We start from the raw sequence: 18,892 nt of genomic DNA on the forward strand, positions 1-18,892 counted from the left end.
GCCGCCCGCGCTTTCCTCCTTGTCAGATTTATCGCCGCTGCAGCTCACGCTGACAGCAGCCACAAACCTTAGACAAAACGGCCGTTCAATACCTGAATCTAGAGGTCCGCTTTGATGTTTGAGGGCGAAGGGACTGAAGAATTACGCGCTCAAACCATCAGCCAAAGCATCACGACTGCCATTCCCACCATCATCAAGTTTTCGGTAAGGCTCACAAACCCAAGCGGCACGTTTGAATTTCCACCAACGCATGCGCATTTGAGTTCACGTTTGTCGATGTAGACAGCCTTGAACACGCCAACGGCTCCAATACCAGCAACGATAAGTGCCGCGGGAGCTGACACCCAAGTCAGGATCATGCCAGTCATTAGGATGCCTGCGCCAGTTTCTACGAATGGATAAACATATGCGTAGGGCACCCAATTCCGCGCAAGAAGGTCGTAGTTGAGGAACATCGTGGAGAAGCCCTCAATATCGCGCAGTTTCTGCATGCCGAGAAGGATCATCGAGACCGAGATGAACCAGCCGAGTGTTTGCCAAGTGATTGCGCCGAGGAACCCAATGGAGAGCGCGATTGCAGTCAGAGCTGCCACGGCGAAGAGATAAAGCACTGGCCGGTAGGTGGTTGCCTTCGGGTCCCAGCCGGTCAGCTTTTCGCGCAGGTCCGTATAGCCGCCAACGCGTTCGCCTTCGATCCATGCTTGGGGAGTCGTCTTGACGTCGTGCTCGGCCTTAAAAGCGTCAACTTCGGCGCGAGCTCGAAAGAGCCTGTCATCGACATCATATCCCTGACGTTCAAGAAGCCAGCGCGCCTTTTGACCGGATGGGCACAGATGATCTGGTAGAGCTATCCGGTAAAGCACAGCTGTCTTGCCCACCGCCACTTCGGCAGGGGTTGTATCAATGTCTGCAACGTCGCGTGTGTCTTTGGGCATTGGCTTCTCCAACGATTTATTTGCGTGGGCATTTCTCATTCCTATATACCCCCATAGGGTATATAATCAAGAACGCGAGCTTTGGTTCCGCACTCACTCGACTTTTTGTCTCCCACCATGCGAAAAGAGACTATGCACGAAAACCGCGAAGCCACTTTGAAACGTCTGAAACGCCTTGAGGGTCAAGTCCGCGGGATCGCCCGGATGGTCGAAGAGGACCGCTATTGCGTTGATGTTTTGACGCAAATCGCGGCAGTACGTGCAGCGCTGAAAGGTGTCGAAAAGCTCGTGATTGACGATCATGCATCCCATTGCATCGAGGATGCACTTGCATCAGGTGATCGGGAGAACCAACGAGCAAAGTTCACCGAATTGCTTGAATTGCTCGACAAGGCGCGGGGCTAAGCGGTCAAAGATTGACGGGTGGCGTCGATACACTGGTGATGGTTGCAGTTGCCAGCAGGATTAGAACAACGGCCAGAATTTCCATTGAAATAGAACGCCTCAGGGCATGGGCTGCACCGGGTTTCTCGGCGCGTAAATCGGGGACCAGCCTCACCTTATTCCAAGCCGCAAAGCCCAGGAGGACCGTAACAATCGCGACTTTGACCAGAAGTGCTAAGCCGTAGGCCGTTCCAAATAACGCAGTGGCAGAGCCTGAAAGCAGCCAAGCGAGCGATGTGCCTGCGAGGATTAGAGCCGCTACTCCGCCAGCGGCGAGATTACCAAAATAATGCAACAGATCAGCACCGGCTGGAGCAAGTGCTGCCCGCCGCAAGGGTATGAGAGCGCCAACCCAGAAAGCAGCGGCTAGAAGATGCAGTACCAGCAAGACGGCCAACGCCGCTCTTGGTTCTCCAAGAGCGTGGCCCACCTGAGCAAAGGATATTGCTACAGCAACGGTCCCCGCCATGGCGATCCATTGTCCGAAACGGGGGATCAAAAGTGCTAGTATCGCGACTTCTCCTATCCCACGCCAAATCGCGGCGTTGCCAAGTGGACTTTCCCATACGAAGCCAAGCATCATTGGGTCGGTCGCGCCCTCAAAACCCATGCCGGAAATCCGTGCCGCGCGGATGCCGAACCGGACGGCCAGCACGGCGAGACCGACAAGCGCAGCACCGACAGCGAGCTTCCGTGCCAGATGAAGGACAGACACCTCAGCACGCTTTTCGAAGATGAAGGAAAACAGCACGCCGCCGATAGCGATGAGCGCCGCGCTATAGCCAATCGCCTTGGCTAAGATGGCCAAAACGACAAGACCGTCGATCGGTGCGAGTCCGGTCACTCAGTGACCGTGAAGGAGAAGCTGCCCTGCATCGGATGGCCGTCCGACGCCATACCGCGCCAGTCGAAGCGATAGCTTCCAGGCTCAAGCTCTTCCAATGGTAAAGCCCGGAACTCTGTAGCGGGGTCCATACCTGTCTCGCGTTCGATTTCGACATCTCCATCTGGAGAGGTGAGCGAGACCGAAATGATGCGCATCGGATCATCGAACCGCATTGAAAGCTCCGGCACTTCTGTGACTGCCGCGCCGTCGGCGGGTGTTGTGGCCTCAGACTTCGAATGGGCAAAGGCAAGAGCGGGAGCAACTACAACGGCCAAGCCGAGAAGAGTTTGTTTGAACATCTGAATTTTCCTCTATTCGGACTGTGCATTCAGTTCGTCGTGATACTGACGAAGGTCATCTGGCCAAGTCGACTTGATGAAGGAGAGCACCGCAATAATTTCTTCATCGCTGAGCACACCCTCATAGACAGGCATGTCGGATGGTGGCGCGTTCTCCATCAGACCGGCAAGCCCATATTTGGTCAGGGTAAAAAGCGTTTCATCATCATGGTGCCACGTATGGCCTGTTGCGTCATGTGGCGGTGCTGGCAGCAGTCCATCTTCTCCACGTATCCGCCAGTTTGGTTGCCCTTCTAGGCGCGCACCATGGCAAGCGGCACATTGGTCTGCGTAGATGCCTTGGCCCACGGCGATCACTTCGGCGTCGTCAGGCGTCAAAATACCAACCGTTTGGGAAGGTTGCGCCAGAACAAATGCGGCTGCGAAACCGGCGAGCGTGAGCCCACCGGTTAGCAAAACGGCTTTCCGACCTACCATCAGGTGTCGAACGGCTGCGCCGTGCCAGCGCGGTAGTACACCGTGCCGGTGCCAGCCTCTCCACCAAATGCAATGACATCGTAGCGGGCGGACGGGTCGTCGCCCATGCCAGGAGAGCCCATCGGCATGCCCGGAACAGCAAGCCCAGTGATGTCTGGGCGATCCTGCAAAACGGCTTCCAATGCTTCGAACGGCACATGGCCTTCGAAGACATATCCATCCGCTTCAATGGTGTGACAGGAGGCGAGCTCAAGCGGAATGCCACGCTCTGACTTCTGCGCATTGGGGTCGGTCAGTTCCTCGACGGTGACGGCGTAGCCGCGTGCGCGAGCTAGGTCAGCCCAGGCGTGACAGCATCCGCAGCCTGGTGAGGCGAGAACGCGCATAGGTGTGCCAGCACGAGCAGGCAGGGCAGCCATGACAAGAGCTGTTGCAGATAGAGTAGTGAAGTGACGACGTGTGATCATGTCTGTCGGTCCTTTGATTTGAAAGTTGAATAGACTGCGGGCCAGCGCCCGTTGCCGCTCAGACTTTCGGAGGACCGGTTGGGACAGCGAGCGTCAGATTTGCAAAGTCGAAATCAGCGTACAGAACACCACCAACCGATCTGTTTGCGGGATTATCCGGCGAAATCGCCGACGTGGCCACAAGATCGCCAAAACAGGGGGTTGATCCCATTCCGCTGGTGGCATCGCAGCAGTCCGCGAGTGCCGTCTCAGCATCAGCCAATGGATCGTTTTTTGACATTTCGGCGTGGTGGTCTGCGTGGCCCGATCCATGGTTCAAGCCATGCATCACAGACGCGGTGGATGCACCGACGAATGCAAAAACAAGAATGATCGACAACACTAAGCGAAACATATCCAATACCTACTGGGGGTATATGACTTTGACAAGTCACGAGGATGTGTCGCCGCAATCGAGTCTAGTTGCATCCATTATGGCTACGCCACATTTCCGGATCATGCCCGTCTGGAACAGAGGCACAGGGATCATCTGAATAACCGCGCAATACCGAGTATTGGCTGACTTGGGGATCGGTCAGCAATGGCAAAGTCAACAGATGGGCATTCAGATGAACGAGGCGGAGGGCTGCCCGCGCTTGACCTGCTTCGGCAACCAGCCGTTCAAGCGCCACGGCATCTGGCGCAACTTGTTGAAAAGCTGCGTCCAGCGCTTGTTCTGCCGCGACGAACCGCTCCCCAGCAGTTATGGCGTCTGCCTGCATCTGCGCCCGGATCGCCTCAATGTCGCTGCGCTGCTGTTCGGTCAGACCGACTTCAACGGCAAGCTCAAGAAGGTGAGTGGGCCCTGGAAAACCATTGAGCTCGGCGGCGCGTGCGAGTCCCCATCCGCCGCCATGCGCGATTTCTTCTAGGTCTTGTTCCGAAAGAGACTTGATCAAGCGAGTTTCTTCACCTGCGTAGGCGGAAGGCGTCGAACCATGACTTCCATCGTGGGTTTGAGACAACGCATTATTAGGGAAAGCCATCAAAAGAAGTGCAAAGTGTTTGATACCCATAATTGAAGTCCTTGATCGATCCAGCTTTTGCACGAAGGCATTGCATGACGTGGGCGAAAATGAACATGATAGAAATCATGTCAGATCATTGGCTTCAGTATTTTGATGGCGCACCCAAACGAACGTTGGACGCGGGCGAAACGCTGTTTAGGCGAGGCGACCAAGTTGAATGGGCGTTTCTGGTCAGTGATGGGCGACTCTTCTTACAGCGGGCGCTGCAAGATGGTGGACTTTTGACACTACATACAGCAAATACAGGAGGTCTGGTGGCCGAAGCGTCCCTTTTTGCGGATTGTCACTGTGCCCTTTATTCTCGGACGCTGAAGTATTCGCGGTGATTTGGGCAATTTTTGTGCCCTTAATTACGGGATATCCACAGATCGCTGTCGCGCGGATCGAAGAACTCTTTCAGCGTGCCTGAGCAGCTCACCGCGGTCTGCTTTTGCACCGAGTTGCGCGATCGCCGACCTTGCCGCTTCAAGATACTCTGGCTGTGGCGAAGCGCGGAGATGCGCGGGAAGCCTCTGTATTCGGTTTTTTTGGCTTTCTCCGCTCTTTACGTCGCGAGATGGCAAATCCTTAGCGAGCCGTTCAATTCGATCCACCAGCTTCCGTTTATACGGGAATGCTGCGCGAAGTCTGGCTTCGGAGGCGGTATCACTCTTCAACATCAGCGCCGTTGCGAGCAAAGGTCGGGTTATTCCGAGGCTAATTGCAGCAAGCATTTTGTACCGATCTAGGCGATTCCGATAAAAGAGCGACCCATGATGGAACTCCGGTGCCAGTACCCCAACAACCTGCAACGTCAGGTGTCACTGTGCCCCTATTTCCTGGACGCTGACGTATTCGCGGTGATTTGGGCAAGTTTGGTGCCCTTAATTGCTGGATATCCACAGGTCGCCGTTTTGCGGATCGAAGAACTCTTTCGGCGTGCCTGTGCAGTCACCGCGGTCTGGTTTTGCACCGGGGGTCTGTGATCGCCGACCGTGCCGTTTCGAGATACTCGGGCTGAAGTGAAGCGCGAAGATGTACGGTGGCCCTCTTTGATCGGCCTTTGCGGCTTTCTCCGCTCTCAACTGCACGAAATGGCAAAGCGCCGGTGAGGCTTTCTTACCTATACACCGGCAACCTTTGCCAAGCGCCGGCGTCCATCCAACTTATCCACAAAACAAACGGTCCGAGAATTAAAGGCACAGTCCAGGGATTAGGAACACAGTCCAGGAACAAACGGCACAACTTCTAACTGATATCATTAGGCTTTTTGAAACCAGCGTCCGGGAATTAAGAGCACTATGACACCAATTAACGTGTGAAATAGGAAGGTTGGGATCGAAACTGTCAACCGAAGTCTTGATGGAACACCCGACACCAGAATCGGGATTGCTTAGCTTTTCGCAAGCTCGCCACTGCGCTTGCGTAATTTCAAATTTTGACATCGCAAAACTGCTAGAAATCTGAATCTTAGTGACAGGCAGCTCCGATGCATTTGGATAAAAACCTCCATCACCCATTTGGAAGCTTCCAACGGGAACCACAACCATTGTTGGGCAGTACTCAATTCCAGAGCAGTCTTCAAAAGTATCTCTTGGAAGAAGCTTTGACAATGTTTCCGTATCAGTCAATTTCAGTTGACGTTGCACGGCGATCCGGTCGATTACTTCGTTGAGCTGGGGCAAGAACAAAAACGCAATTATTAGCGTAGTCGTGACGACAGCTACTATAATCGCACCTCTGCCTAACCCCATCTTTCCTACTATTAGGATGTTTCCGCCTGCTGCCAGGCTGCTGCCACTTACCAGCTTTTCTGACGCGAACGAGGCATTTGACTTCGTGTCAGTCTCTACTTTCCCGGCGAGCGTGCACCACTTACATCGATATTGCCTTCAGCTTCCATTTTTACATCGCGAAGGCCTTCAACATGCTGAGCTATGATGTCGCGGCCAGATTTGAAGCTGCCTCCTTCAATAGCATACGGTCGCTGTTCGCTCGGTAGGCTCTCCAAATGTTGTCTAAGCTCTTCGACCAATTTTAGCGTTTGAGCGTCATCCACTGCACCAGATTCTTCAAGCTCAGCCGCTAGCGCCTGCTTAAGCTGTGGAGAAGTTTCTAGTCGATCCAAGAGATCGAGTGTTGTCATACCGTTTTTTTCGGCGAGCCGCTTTTTCAATGCGTCAAAAGCAGCTTCACCACCCGATTTGGCAAAAGCGCCGACGGCTCCTTTTGCCACAACTGCAGCAGCGGCCGATAGTATTTCAACGACTAGTCCACCTATCATCTTTGTCCCTCCAATTCAGCTTCGAGTTCAGTACAACTGCGTCGTTTTGAGGGCTCGAATGCAACCGTGACGTAGCATTGAAGGTACAAGGTCATGCCATTGAAAGCTATAGGATTTGGGTTGTTTTCACAAGCGGCCCAAAGGAGACATCCTAGCCCTGATCGCTATGCTGCGGTGCGGCCCGTCAGACCGGACTTTCGCCGCGACCACAAAACCGAACCACGTTCAAGGTCGAATACTGCGGACAAACCGGTAGCATGAATGTAATTCTGATCTTCTTAAAGGGTTCAGCCAGAAGTTGACTCACCGATATCGAGATAGATAGCTTAGACACATTGCACTTAATCTACTGCGTTTTAGTCAAAGGTATTTTTATGACTGATCAGAAGCCAACTACTGAAACTTCTATAATAAAGGATTGGGAAGACGTCTTTGATGCCGAGATGGCTTTCCTGGAGAAACCCAACTCACCTAACAAGGACCCGCGCCTGTCAGGCCTGTGCCTTTCCGGCGGCGGCGTTAGGTCAGCGATATTTTGTGGCGGCGTCTTGGAATATCTTACGAAAATTGATCGGCTCTCAAAATTTGACTATATTTCGACCGTTTCTGGGGGTGGGTATACAGGTGCAGCCAAATCATATTGGCAAAAAAAGAAAACGCCGGAAGAGGAGAACGCCGAGGCTCAACTAGTACAACCGAAAAACCAACTCGTTGATGACGAACCCGATAAAAGTGAGCTTCCCGAGGTCAGCCTGTTTTCGACAGGTACTGATTCAGACGGTAAATTGGATTATGTGCGCAGATTGCAAGAGCACCTCTCCTATATTCGACACCTACGGGCCAACATAAGTTATCTGATGCCAACCGGTTTTGGAGGGGCGTTGATCGGCACATATGTTGTGCTGCGCTCTTTGATCCTTAATTTCATAATCTGGATCGGACTAACGGCCGGTGCGTTCCATGTACTCCTGTCTATAGATATCTTTGGTCGAAAGGCCGTACCTGAAGTTCCTGTTGGTGTAGCTAAAGACACAAGTGTTTCAGCGTTTGGTGAATTTTGGCAGAAGGCTAAAGAACACCTGCCGGACAGCGACGTATTTTTAGTTTTTGCCAGCATTGGGCTGTTAGCGGTACTTATTCTGGTATTATTGATCCCGATTTTTTCGATAGGAACTGTGATCAAGGAGCAATCAGGGTACATGTGGCGCAAACGGGTCGAGCAGGCAGGGTCGCTCCTCTTTGGTGTGGCACTTATTTGCATTCCTTTCGGTTTTTTACCTGTCGCTCTGGACAACATCAGCGCTATTTTTAATTTGCTGACATCGCTTTTAGAGGGAGAGAATTCGGATACGGCGGCACTTGGGACAGTCGGTGCAATTTTCGGAAGTGCCACAGCAGTTTTTGGCCTATTTAGGGCGCGGCTAGGCGGCGTATTCGGGTGGTTTAGCAGTACTACGATCATCATCGGCGCGTTACTCCTAATCTTATCAGTCGCACTTCTTTCAATGTACCTTGCAGAAGAACTCAGTAGAGGGTGGCTTCTTACGCTTGTTGCGACCAGTGCTGTTTTGGCTACGGCTTGCAATATCAATGACGTTTCCCTTGGGCGCTTTTATCGAGATCGTCTCATGGAGGCGTTTTTACCGGACAAAGCAGTGATCCAAACCGCTGGACTTGACGAGCGCCCTCTAGCCTACAACGGCACTAGGACGGCTAAGCAGGCGGACAAAATCAGGTTATCAGACTTGGCTGCTAAGAAAGATGGGGAGAAGAAATCGATCCATCTCATTAACACCAATCTAGCAGCCTGGTGGGCACCGGATTCACGTGCTATTCGGCGGAAGGGTGACAATTTCATCTTGTCTCCACTGTTTTGTGGCTCGGACATGACCAAATGGAAAAAAACAAAAGATGTCGCTGGTGACAGGATTACCTTGGCAACTGCGATGGCGGTGTCTGGTGCGGCGGTAAACCCGCAGGGGGGGTTTGCTGGGCAAGGCCCGACGACTTCGGCTCCGGTTGCTCTTGCAATGGCCTTTCTCAGTCTGCGCTTGGGGTATTGGCTGCGTTGGAGCCCAATGCGGTCCGTCAAGCGGTTCGGCAACCATTTTCATCCCGGTTTCACTCAGGTGGTGAAGCGGTTTTTCTCACGTGAAGCAACAGGTGTATCACTTAGCCAATGGGGCAATCCTTCCAGCAAAACCCCGGAATTCATTGAGCTATCTGACGGAGGCCATTTTGATAACCTTGGTATGTACGAGCTGCTACGGCGAGAATGTCGACTGATTGTCGTTTGTGACGGCGGTCATGATCCAGAAAACTCATACGAGTCCTTCTCTGTGTTGATCAGACGGGCAAAAGAGGACTTTGGTGCAGAAATAAAATTTGACGTTGGCTTCAGTGACGAATGGGGGCGACGTTCGTTCGTCAACACTGGTTACTCAGCGACGAAGACTGGCCCGCAGGACCTCGTCGCACGCAGCGTCAACGATGAATACCCAAGAGATGCTGAATATGCAGAAAAAGGCTATTTTCTTGCAAGTGTCACCTATCACGGGAGTTCGCGAAGGAGGTTTTCTGATGGGTATAGAGCTGGGCGCAAGCAAAGTTCATCTGAATATGGGAAAGCCCGCCAAGGACTGATCCTCTACATGAAGTCAGCCATGATACGAGATGTGCATTTGACGACCAAAGGGTACCGCGGGAGTAACCCTCTCTTCCCATTTGATCCAACCAGCAATCAGTTCTTTTCGCCTGAACAGTTTGAGGCTTATCGGGATTTAGGACAAAAGATTGCCCGCCAAATGGACAAGGACTTAGCTTTCAAAAGCATGTTTGACGAGCTCATGAAGGGCGACAACTGCGAACCAATTTCCGCCAAGCTGGAGGGGTTGGAGCGTTTTAGGTGAGCTTCGAAGGATGATTCTTTGAAGAATGAAATCGGCTCAAGGACGAAGCCGCTTCCACGGCAATGGCGCTCGTGGTTGGCGTTTTTCCTTCCACCAGGTTTAGGCTCATTTTGAGAGTTGGCTGATCCGCCTGACAATTGAGCTTTCTCGATCGGACAGGAGATTCCCATGACAGACGAGAAGATGAGCCCGCTACGTGCGCGGATGATGGAGGATATGGGTTGCAAAGCTCACGGAGGCGGATGTCTTGGTCATTTTCAGTCCTTTTTCTGTTGAGATATCGACCAATCAGGCTATCACGCCTTCAGCATAACGCGCGTTGCCCTCCAACGCCTTGGCCATCTTGCCGCGCAGCATCGGCTTCATCATCGGGAGCATGAGCATCCCGATCGGTCCCATCGGCGGCTTGAAGTCCATCGTGAAGATCAGTTCGCTCTTGTGTGGCCCGATCTCCCGCACCTCAAAGAGAAAGGTGGCCCCCTTCATCGGCATGGTCGTGTCATCGATGACGAGGCCCAGCTTCCGGCCTGGCTCGTACTGGTTGATCGTCTCACGCAGATATTGACTGCCGTCGGCGTTGAGATCGCACTGGCGCTTGACTGGAACGAGTTGAGGACCCGCTTAGTCGCGCAGAATGTGAATTCGGCAGCCGATAGGTTTCGCTAGAGCAGCGAATGTCTCCTTTGACGGGCCGCAACGCAGCATTCCGACAGACGGTTGGATGTCGGCAATGGGCCGGGCAAGCTTTCACGACGTCGGAAACGCAAGCCTTCCACTATTTTTCTGCGTGATGCCGGCAAGCCTAAACGGCATCACGCTGGTTTAGACGGGTCAGAACACGAATTGCCGGGCATAGAGGTCTTCGAGGTCGGTGAATATTAGATCGATTGAATCTTCGCCGATATGGCTCAGGTTCAGTCGCGTCGTCGTTCCGATCTGTTCGGCATGTTCCAATATATATTCGAAATCCGACGCATAATGGTGACCGCTCAGGTCAATAATGTCACTCTCTTCAAAGTCATAAATGGTGTCATGGCCATGCGAGTAATAGGTTTGGATGTTGTGTTTTCCTGATGCCCGCCACTCGCTGCCGAAAACGAACGTGTCCGAACCACGTCCGCCCAGCAGGTCGTCGTTCCCAAGGCCACCCTCAAGAACGTCGTCTCCCCGGTCACCTGATATGGCATCGCTGCCACCGCGCCCGCTGATAAAGTCGTCTCCGTCCTGACCGTACAGGTAGTTTTGTCCGTCCGTTCCGAAAATTCTGTCCGCCAAATCTGTCCCCGTGACATGTTCCATGCTGTACAGCGTCGAATAAGAGTCATTGCCGACACGCGCGACACCGTGTTTGAGGTCTACAAACGCACCCGTGTCGAAAACGCCTTGTTCGAACGTCAACCTGTCGGAACTTGAACCGCCATCAATTGTGTTGCGTCCGGTACCGACAGTGATCGTGTCAGCCCCTCTGCCACCGCGCACAACATCATCACCCGGACCGTCGAAAATATCGTCGCCGCCATCGCCACCATTGATCGTGTCATTGCCGGCACCGCCGAGCAATCGGTCCCTGCCTGCGCCGCCGTCGATGAAATCATTGCCACCCATGCCATTGATCGCATCATCACCATCGTGCCCCCAGATCTGGTTGCGTCCGTGGTCTCCCGTCAGAACGTCCCCGAACCCACTGCCAAAGAGATTCTCGACAGAGACAAGCCGATCTTCGAAGTCCTGACCAAATCCAACTCCGGTGTCGAGGTTCACGTTCACCGCCGTCGCCATGAAGCGATAGCTGGCCAGATCGATGCCCGAACCACCGTTGAGCAGATCGGACCCCCAACCGCTCATCAGGATATCGCTGCCATTGCCGCCATACAGGGCGTTGTCGCCACGATCCGCCGACAAGACATCGTCGCCGTCGCCACCATCAAGGATATCGTTGCCCAGCCCACCGAAGATCCTGTCGTTTCCTGCAAAGCCGCGAAGCCAATCATTGCCTCCAAAGCCATAGATTTCGTCAGCCAGGAAAGTCCCATCCAGCCGGTTGTTGTTATGTGTTCCAAGTCGTCGTGGCATGATATGGCTCCTTTGTTCAGATTTTGAGTTGACTAAAGTTTGCATCCGCCACGCGGCTTGGATGCTGTCATGTCGGCGCTCAATGCCGGTCGTAACGCGGTTGAGGATCAAGACCAGAAGGCACGGTTTCGGGCACAAGGTGCGACCGGTCGCGTGCGGTTGGATCAGTCAAGCTGTTCAGGAAGGCGAGAAGCTCACCGATTTCCTGTTCAGTCAGGGCCACCGGGGCCAGTTCATTCGCCTGCAGGATATTGCGTTGTAGGCGCGGGGATGTGTGAACCCAGACATCCCGTAAATCGAAGGCCGGTCTCAATGCCGGGTCAAGCATGCGGAAAGATGTGCTTGAACGATTGACAACAGGCTGGATCGCGTGATCCAGCGGCAATAGCGCAACCGCCAGATAGGCTTTCAACGATGCAGATGGATCAAGGTGGTGGCGCACCATGCTTTCCATCGTGTCGAACGCTCCGTCATGCCCCCATGGGCCAGTCAAGGCCACGTTGCGCAAGGATGGCGTGCGAAAGCGGAACCTATCCGCCGAATTACCCGTGACAGAAGCGCGACCGTGGTCCTCGGTTCGGTGCTCAAATCCGGAATAGGCAGCATAGCTCCCGTCATCCCCGTGCCCCTTGCCCGGACCGATCTGGGGCACTGCGATTGCGTGAAACCCGTGATCGGTCAAAAGAGGGCCGCTATGACAGTTGCTGCACCGTGCCTTCCCATAGAAAAGCTGCAAGCCAGCTTCCGCTCGGCTGGACAGCGACGCGCCTTCCAGTCGTGCGTCAAATGGGCTTTGATCGGAGCGGAAAGCGACACTTTGGAAGGCAGCCAGCGCTTCTGCGGCATGGCGGAATTCAATCTGTTGTGGCTTTGCGATCTCAGGAAAAGACTCAACAAAGCGGTCTGCATAGCCTTGCGTTTGGGCCAGTCGGTTCGCCAAAAGGCGCCAGGCGCGTGCAACATCGTTCTGCGCAACGGCGTCTGCGACGGCGTTCTCGCCGGGTTGTCCGGCCATTTCTATTGAAGACAAAACCGGGAACATCGCTTGGGCAGTCAGTGCATTGCTGATACCTTCAGGCAAATCTTTGCCGGCGGGACTGCGCAAACGACTTGGGAAACCGCCCATCCGGTTCACTTCCAGTCGCCCGTCGTGGAAAAAGGATCCATACGCCCGCGCACCCACATTATAAAGCGCCTGTGCATTGCGCGGCACACGTCCGGTGACCGGATCAACAGTATGCCTGTCGGTGCCAAAGCCGTCGCCGCCTTCGCCAATCGACAGCGCAACCCCGTCACCTGTGCCCCTCTTAGGGTCGTGGCAGGTGCCGCAAGCGATATTGCGGTTCCCCGACAATATGGGATCGAAAAAAAGATCACGCCCAAGGTCGAACAACTTCGGATCAGGGGCCCCGTCCCACAGGAAATCGCGATCTTCCAATACGGCGGGCAGTGTTTGGGCAAAGGTATATTGCGCGTTACCTGACAAAGTCAGGGCGCTGAGGCCAATGGCTACGAAAATAGATATGGGTTTCATGATGAAACACTCCATGTGCCCGCATCAGAAAAGATGCGGGCACGGGTTTGAGTATGGTTCAGTCTTCGAAGTACTCGCCCGAATCCCGCACGAGGCTCGCGTGCTCTTCCGGTTCGACCTCGATCAGCAAACGCACGCCGTACCCGTCGGTCATACCCAGAAGAACCTGCGTCATTTCACCGGAGACATTCTTGAATGCACCAGTCCCCCCCGTGATCACGCGCTGCGCTTCGACGTCGATATCCGCCAGTTCTGCGCCCTGATTGATCAGGATATCGCCATTGTCGAACTGGAACACCTGGCGGGTGATCACCATCGCACCGGTTGCCGTTCGAGCACCATCGCCGACGAAATAGCCGTCACAGGTCCAGGTGCCGATTACCCTGTCGGGAAACGCGGGGCTGCCATCGGCCAGCGTGCCTTCGACGCCGCTGTCCAACGTGCCGTCTTCATAGATATACCCTTGGGTGACAAAGGCATTCCCATACGCGGGCATGCCATCCTCGAACACGGGTTTGTCAGCAAAGACAAAGCGGGTGATGTCTTCGGCAACATCGAAGGACATTGGCGTATTGCCTGCAATCGCGCAGGTGGACGAGGCCAGCAAGGCCAGAGCAGTCACAGTAGATTTGAACATTGTATTTCCTTTCGTGATTTCGGTTTGAGTTTTCGGTCGTCGGTACAGGGCACGCGTATGTCGTGTGGCGCTGTTGGGTGAGGCAAGCAGGTATCTCCGCTTGCGAATTTTGGGTAAGATCAGGCGGCGCGTGTGGCCGCGCACATCGCGCTGACGTATCGGTGGTCGGTGCCGCAACAGCCGCCAATGACGGTGAGGTTGGGCAGCAAGGCCGACAGCCCGCCATAAAGCGCGCCAAGCTCCTGTGGGTCGCCATCATCCAGCGTTTCGGCGGCATCCAGTTCGGCGTGGCTCATCCGCGACGCGTTCGCACGGATCCCCATAATCCGGTTGACCCAAGGCCCCTGCAACGCGTTCACAAAGTGATCAGGATGCGCACAATTGATCATGTAGTAGGCCGGATAACTGTCCGTAGCCGCGTCCACCACGTCGATGGCTTCTGCCAGCGTTTGGCCCGAGGGCAAACACCCATCGGTTTCCACGGTAAACGAGATCGCCACCGGCATTCCCAGATGTTTGGCAGCCCAGGCGATGCCGAGCGCTTCTTCCACATAAGTCATCGTGATCGCGGAGATCATGTCCGCGCCAAATTCATTAAACCACTTGACCTGAACCTGATGGTAGCGCTGCGCGGCTTCCGCACTCAGCTTCGTCGTTGGAGAGTATCCATCGTCTTGTGGACCAATCACGCCGTTGATCACAAATGGGCTGTCAGGCGTTTCGAACGCGCTGCGCAATTTGGCGAGCGTTGCAATTGCTTCGCGGTGAATTTCGCGCAAGTCGTTTTGCGTCATCCACATCTCGCTGCCCCAACGCGCGCTGGCACGCCAGGTCGGAGTGTCCATAACGAAGCCGCGTTTCTCTGCGACCGCGATCTCTGCAAACCGGGTCATGTAGGCGTCCATCACCTTGAGCCCATTTTCGCTTTCCAGCGCTTTGAATGCAGCGAAATAGGGCAGATCAATGCCCTCGTGAAACACCAGCGTCGTTTCAAGGCCGCCGTCTGTGATCATCTGTTTGCCGTCAAGCTGCGGGAGTGCATGCCGATACTTCATGTCTTGTCCTTTCACTGTCCCGCACCCTGCGGGCTGATGCGGGTCGGTCTAGGCCGTCCGCCTGCTGCAAGCTTGAGATGTTCCTGAGAAAACCCTGAGATATGCTGAGCGCTTTGCACGGGCGTCTGAGTTCGGCTAATTCTTGACGTATGAAAGCGCGCATTGCAGATACCGAGGTCGATTTCGATCAGATGACCGCCACCCGGGACGGGACCGAACATCGCTTGACGCGCCAGACCCTGGGTATTCTGTCAGTACTCCACGGCGCGTGTGGCGGGTTGGTCAGCAAAGATCAGTTGATCAATCAGGTCTGGCATGGCCGAATTGTCACAGACGCAACGTTATCGACTGCGATCAAGGAGGCACGTCGCGCGGTAGGCGACAGCGGATCAGAACAAAGGGTCATCAAGACTGTGCACGGCGTCGGCTTTCAGCTGACCGCTGCGCCAGATGTCAAATCCCCGGAGGTAAATCAGCTCTGTATAGCGGTGCTGCCGTTTCGAAACATCGGTAGCAATCCAGAGGATCAATTTATCAGTGATGGCCTCACCGATGAACTTTTGATGAACCTGTCGCGGTTTCGCGACCTCAAAGTCCTCGCTAGGAACACAACGGAGTCAATCAGGGTCGACGGTCTGGATCATGCGGGGATGAGCGCGCGTTACGCCGTAGACTACGCGATCGAAGGCAGCGTGCGGCGGGCCGCTGACCGGCTCAGAGTGACGGTTCAGCTGACTTCGACATTGGACGGAACAATCCTGATAACAGAGCAGTTTGACCGCGAAGCCACACCGGCTTCCCTTTTCGATGTGCAGGACCAGATTGCGGCACTCTGTGCGGGCCGTCTTGCCGGGCCGCATGGGGCGATTGCCGCTTCTGCTGTGCGGCGTATCCCCGATCAGGATTGGACAATGTTCCAACTGGTCGCGCAGTTTCGTGAGTTCTACCGAATTTATGATCCTGATTTACATGCGCATCTGCGCGATGCGTTGCCAACCGCCTTGGCTGAGACCCCTGATTCTGCCGATGGCTGGGCCGCCTACGCCGTCGTGCTACTGGAAGAGCATCGGTATCACGTCAATGAACGCCCGGGCATCGAGGTGCTGCCTTTGGCCACTGACGCCGCAGAACGCGCAATCGCAGCCGACCCGCAACATGCATTTGCGTACGTGGCGCTCGCGATGTGCAGATTGTTTGCACTCGATATCGTCGGTTTTGATGCGGCTGCGTCACGTGCCTTGTCCCTGAACCCCAGCGATTCCGACGTGCTGTCAGAAGTCGGACATTGCTATGCGTTTCTTGCGCGCGAAGACGAGGCGATACGGCTTCTGGACAAGGCGATGGACATAAGCCCGGTGCATCCCGGCTGGTACCATTTCGCAAAAACATGGCGCTACGCGCGCCTTGGTATGTACGACGCGGCCCTTTTGGAAATTCAGGCTGTGCCGACCCCTGGATTTTACTGGTATCACGCGCATGTCGTTTGGCTTCAAGCCGCACTGGGAGATTTGGACGCGGCGCGTGTCGAAGCAGAAACGCTTCTGCGGGCGTTTCCAGCATTTGAAACCAACGTTGTGCAAGAACTGCAGCTATGGCAAGCGAATGCCGATCTTGTCCAAGACGCTGTGTCAAACTGGCGCAAGGTAGGATTGCTTATCGAGTTTGACGCAGCAACGGGACGGCCAGCAGACCCGTAGACGCCGTAACAGCGGCCAGCGCTGTGTACCCACCGAAGTTCAGCAACAGCGCTCCGATCCCACCCCCAAACGCAAAGCTCGCCAGATAGAGCGCCATGCGTTGAGCCATCTGCGTCTGCGATTCAACGAGATAGAGCGGAACAAACAGGAACAAGAAGAACGCATTTGCCAGAATGGCCAGGCCAAGTGCAATGCCAGTCAACCCCACATATGTTAATGCGCCGGTCAATGCAGCCAGGCCCAAAGCCACCCCCATCATTCGCCTGCGATACGACTGCGGAACAAGCCCGGCTGCTGCGGAACCTGCGGCACCGGTCAGCAAAGTGCCAAGCAACCATAATTCGAGGGCCTGTCGCTCCATATATTGTGCGCCATAAACGTCTAAAAACGCCCAATAGGCCCCCATCATGACGAAGAATGGTATCAAAGACTTGGGAAGAGGAGCGATATCCAAGGCATCAAGATCGGGATGAGCGTCGGTGTTCTCAGAAGCCGCGCTACAGACTATTGCGACTGGAACTGCAAAGACAACGAGGACCCACTGAATCGAAATTGGCGTCAGCGCAACAATGAGATAAGCTGCAAGCGAAGCGATCAGACCTGCAGTAACCGCTATTGAAATCACCCCTTGTGGATCTTCGGCTTGCGCGAGGTGAGCAAATGCGCCTGATAATACGACGCCCATTGACACCCCAATTCCACCGCACGCAATGAGTACCAACACCTTTGATGACCCCACGGAAAACGCAAAAAGCAGCAAAGACAGCACTAATGTGTAGCCGCCCCATGCGGCAGCGCGTTGGCTGCGCAAGATAGTGCACAGTATCGCCACCAGCAGCAACACTACGCTTCCCGCAGCACCCGCCAAGGCATCCGAAACATTGGAAGAAATGGCCATCTCTCCAATCCAAAGCGGAAGCGTATTCATTAACACGCCGCCGAAACCGAGAGCGACCAAGAATCCGAGCTTGCACGGATCCATCCTTGTTTCAAAATTTGAAGACACGGTTATCTCCACTCGCGCATTTGAGATCAAGGCTACGTCGATCGTTTAGAATACACCAGATGAGCCAGCTTCAGGCCAGCCGAACCGGAAACGGCTCTGTCGCAAAGATATCCAACCTTATCCGAAAAGGAACGTTTGGGATGCGTCACGCCGCAAGGCTTGCGAAGATGTCAAACGGGCATCCTCGGCCCAGTTGCCCCTTCCTGATCATGTGCGCCGTTTCAATCCCGTTCAAAGTCGCCACTGCTGATCCGAGTGACGTGAAGCCCATCATTGGTCGCGTTCGTCGTTTCACGCCCCAGTGGTCCCGCTCGACGATGTTGTTGAGATACTTCGACCTATAGATCCGGATCCAACGCGGTGAGCCGAAATCCCGCAGGACCTCGTTCATGGCATTCAACTCGGTGCTCAGAGAGCATGAAACCAAGCATTTGGCCGTCCCTGTCGACCGCTCGATACAAATAGCACCACTCACCGCGAACCTTTACGTAGGTCTCATCCAGCCGCCATGATGCAGCGGTCGGCGACTTTTGCTTCTGCGTGACTGCCGCCAGGGTCGAGGCGTATTTCACCACCCAGCGGTTCAGCGTTGCGTGATCGACGTGCAAACCGCGCTCAGCCAGAATCTCTTCCAAATCACGGTACGACACGGCGTAGCGGACGTAGAAGAAGACCGCGCGCAGAATAACATCCCGAGGAAACTGAGCACCTTTGAACGACACCATGCTCACAACCTCACCCCGCTGCCACACTCCCTGATACAGCACCACGACAAAGGTTGCGACAGAACCTAATGCAACAGTCCACTATAAAGCCACTACGGCCTCTGACCTGCCGCCCGAGGCTCCCTCGATCATGACGAGAGTTTGCGAGTGCCTGCGCTCTGCTAACCATCCTTGGACGACCGGAAGCGGGACTTTATTTCTACCTCGTCATTACTGGCTGGTGGTGCCGTCGGACTAGTTAACGGATAAAAAAAGAGGAAGGCAAAGGCTTTGCAGCTCCGAGAGTTCTTTGTGGCCAGCGGCTATTTACGCTAGTTTCATGAGCGAGGTAGACAGAACTTCTGACCCAGCCCCCTGAAATCAGGCCGCTGGGGTGTTAGTAATCCGTCCAAGAAAAGGATGGATAATGAAACGCAGA

Annotated in this window: 18 protein-coding genes and 2 pseudogenes; 4 read left to right on the forward strand and 16 right to left on the reverse strand. The window is 54.5% G+C overall.

Annotated elements, in window-relative coordinates; all coding sequences use genetic code 11:
* Positions 1–149: 149 nt before the first annotated feature.
* Positions 150–935 (reverse strand): MauE/DoxX family redox-associated membrane protein, encoded by a 786-nt coding sequence (locus Q1A53_RS22635; RefSeq protein WP_299971408.1) that lies wholly within the window; start codon positions 933–935, stop codon positions 150–152.
* Positions 936–1,067: 132 nt separating this feature from the next.
* On the opposite strand from Q1A53_RS22635, the gene Q1A53_RS22640 reads away from it, so the two are divergent.
* Positions 1,068–1,340, forward strand: coding sequence for a metal-sensitive transcriptional regulator (locus Q1A53_RS22640; RefSeq protein ID WP_107843943.1), 273 nt, complete (start codon positions 1,068–1,070; stop codon positions 1,338–1,340).
* 4 nt (positions 1,341–1,344) lie between these two features.
* Here Q1A53_RS22640 and Q1A53_RS22645 read toward each other — a convergent pair whose 3' ends face one another.
* The 6 genes from Q1A53_RS22645 to Q1A53_RS22670 form a co-directional block, all read right to left on the reverse strand.
* The gene (locus tag Q1A53_RS22645) at positions 1,345–2,223 is read right to left on the reverse strand and encodes a CopD family protein (protein ID WP_299971417.1); all 879 of its coding nucleotides are present in this window, start codon (positions 2,221–2,223) and stop codon (positions 1,345–1,347) included.
* The gene (locus tag Q1A53_RS22650) at positions 2,220–2,564 is read right to left on the reverse strand and encodes a copper resistance CopC family protein (protein WP_299971420.1); all 345 of its coding nucleotides are present in this window, start codon (positions 2,562–2,564) and stop codon (positions 2,220–2,222) included. The genes Q1A53_RS22645 and Q1A53_RS22650 overlap by 4 nt, the downstream gene beginning before the upstream one ends.
* Before the next feature lie 12 nt (positions 2,565–2,576).
* Entirely contained in the window at positions 2,577–3,041 is a 465-nt protein-coding gene (locus Q1A53_RS22655) for a cytochrome c (RefSeq protein ID WP_299971423.1), read from the reverse strand.
* Positions 3,041–3,508, reverse strand: coding sequence for a DUF411 domain-containing protein (locus tag Q1A53_RS22660; protein ID WP_211308550.1), 468 nt, complete (start codon positions 3,506–3,508; stop codon positions 3,041–3,043). The genes Q1A53_RS22655 and Q1A53_RS22660 overlap by 1 nt, the downstream gene beginning before the upstream one ends.
* 58 nt (positions 3,509–3,566) lie before the next feature.
* A complete protein-coding gene (locus Q1A53_RS22665; protein WP_299971431.1) occupies positions 3,567–3,902 on the reverse strand; it encodes a hypothetical protein in 336 nt (111 codons plus the stop codon).
* 64 nt (positions 3,903–3,966) lie between these two features.
* Positions 3,967–4,563 carry a hypothetical protein gene (locus Q1A53_RS22670; protein ID WP_299971434.1) on the reverse strand — a complete coding sequence of 199 codons (597 nt, stop codon included), beginning with the start codon at positions 4,561–4,563 and terminating at the stop codon, positions 3,967–3,969.
* 44 nt (positions 4,564–4,607) lie between these two features.
* On the opposite strand from Q1A53_RS22670, the gene Q1A53_RS22675 reads away from it, so the two are divergent.
* Complete coding sequence (locus Q1A53_RS22675; protein WP_299971437.1) at positions 4,608–4,901, forward strand: cyclic nucleotide-binding domain-containing protein; 294 nt, start codon at positions 4,608–4,610, stop codon at positions 4,899–4,901.
* 846 nt (positions 4,902–5,747) lie between these two features.
* Here Q1A53_RS22675 and Q1A53_RS23510 read toward each other — a convergent pair.
* Both Q1A53_RS23510 and Q1A53_RS22680 read right to left on the reverse strand, forming a co-directional pair.
* Complete coding sequence (locus tag Q1A53_RS23510; protein WP_366873040.1) at positions 5,748–6,308, reverse strand: SUMF1/EgtB/PvdO family nonheme iron enzyme; 561 nt, start codon at positions 6,306–6,308, stop codon at positions 5,748–5,750.
* A gap of 95 nt (positions 6,309–6,403) precedes the next feature.
* Positions 6,404–6,838: a hypothetical protein gene (locus Q1A53_RS22680; protein WP_299971440.1), complete on the reverse strand. Its 435-nt coding sequence runs from the start codon at positions 6,836–6,838 to the stop codon at positions 6,404–6,406.
* A 335-nt stretch (positions 6,839–7,173) separates the two neighbouring features.
* Between Q1A53_RS22680 and Q1A53_RS22685 the strand changes: the two genes are divergently transcribed.
* Positions 7,174–9,747 carry a patatin-like phospholipase family protein gene (locus Q1A53_RS22685; RefSeq protein WP_299971443.1) on the forward strand — a complete coding sequence of 858 codons (2,574 nt, stop codon included), beginning with the start codon at positions 7,174–7,176 and terminating at the stop codon, positions 9,745–9,747.
* Positions 9,748–10,035: 288 nt separating this feature from the next.
* On the opposite strand, the pseudogene Q1A53_RS22690 reads toward Q1A53_RS22685, so the two are convergent.
* The 5 genes and pseudogenes from Q1A53_RS22690 to Q1A53_RS22710 form a co-directional block, all read right to left on the reverse strand.
* A pseudogene (locus tag Q1A53_RS22690) lies at positions 10,036–10,323 on the reverse strand (SRPBCC family protein); the annotation flags it as partial.
* A 255-nt stretch (positions 10,324–10,578) separates the two neighbouring features.
* Complete coding sequence (locus tag Q1A53_RS22695) at positions 10,579–11,820, reverse strand: calcium-binding protein (protein WP_299971446.1); 1,242 nt, start codon at positions 11,818–11,820, stop codon at positions 10,579–10,581.
* 79 nt (positions 11,821–11,899) lie between these two features.
* Positions 11,900–13,354 carry a cytochrome c peroxidase gene (locus tag Q1A53_RS22700; RefSeq protein WP_299971449.1) on the reverse strand — a complete coding sequence of 485 codons (1,455 nt, stop codon included), beginning with the start codon at positions 13,352–13,354 and terminating at the stop codon, positions 11,900–11,902.
* A gap of 58 nt (positions 13,355–13,412) precedes the next feature.
* On the reverse strand, positions 13,413–13,991 hold the full coding sequence (locus Q1A53_RS22705) for a hypothetical protein (protein WP_299971452.1): 579 nt from the start codon (positions 13,989–13,991) through the stop codon (positions 13,413–13,415).
* 119 nt (positions 13,992–14,110) lie between these two features.
* Positions 14,111–15,046, reverse strand: coding sequence for a homocysteine S-methyltransferase family protein (locus Q1A53_RS22710; RefSeq protein WP_299971455.1), 936 nt, complete (start codon positions 15,044–15,046; stop codon positions 14,111–14,113).
* Positions 15,047–15,195: 149 nt separating this feature from the next.
* On the opposite strand from Q1A53_RS22710, the gene Q1A53_RS22715 reads away from it, so the two are divergent.
* Positions 15,196–16,743, forward strand: coding sequence for a winged helix-turn-helix domain-containing protein (locus Q1A53_RS22715; RefSeq protein ID WP_299971458.1), 1,548 nt, complete (start codon positions 15,196–15,198; stop codon positions 16,741–16,743).
* Here the strand turns inward: Q1A53_RS22715 and Q1A53_RS22720 are convergent.
* Positions 16,700–17,761, reverse strand: coding sequence for a hypothetical protein (locus tag Q1A53_RS22720; protein WP_299971461.1), 1,062 nt, complete (start codon positions 17,759–17,761; stop codon positions 16,700–16,702). The two genes, Q1A53_RS22715 and Q1A53_RS22720, sit on opposite strands and share 44 nt — an antisense overlap.
* Positions 17,762–17,894: 133 nt before the next feature.
* Positions 17,895–18,474 (reverse strand): annotated as a pseudogene (locus Q1A53_RS22725) (IS6 family transposase).
* Between the last annotated feature and the right edge of the window lie 418 nt (positions 18,475–18,892).

The sequence above is a fragment of the uncultured Roseobacter sp. genome (assembly GCF_947496515.1).
In the GTDB taxonomy this organism is placed as follows: domain Bacteria; phylum Pseudomonadota; class Alphaproteobacteria; order Rhodobacterales; family Rhodobacteraceae; genus Roseobacter.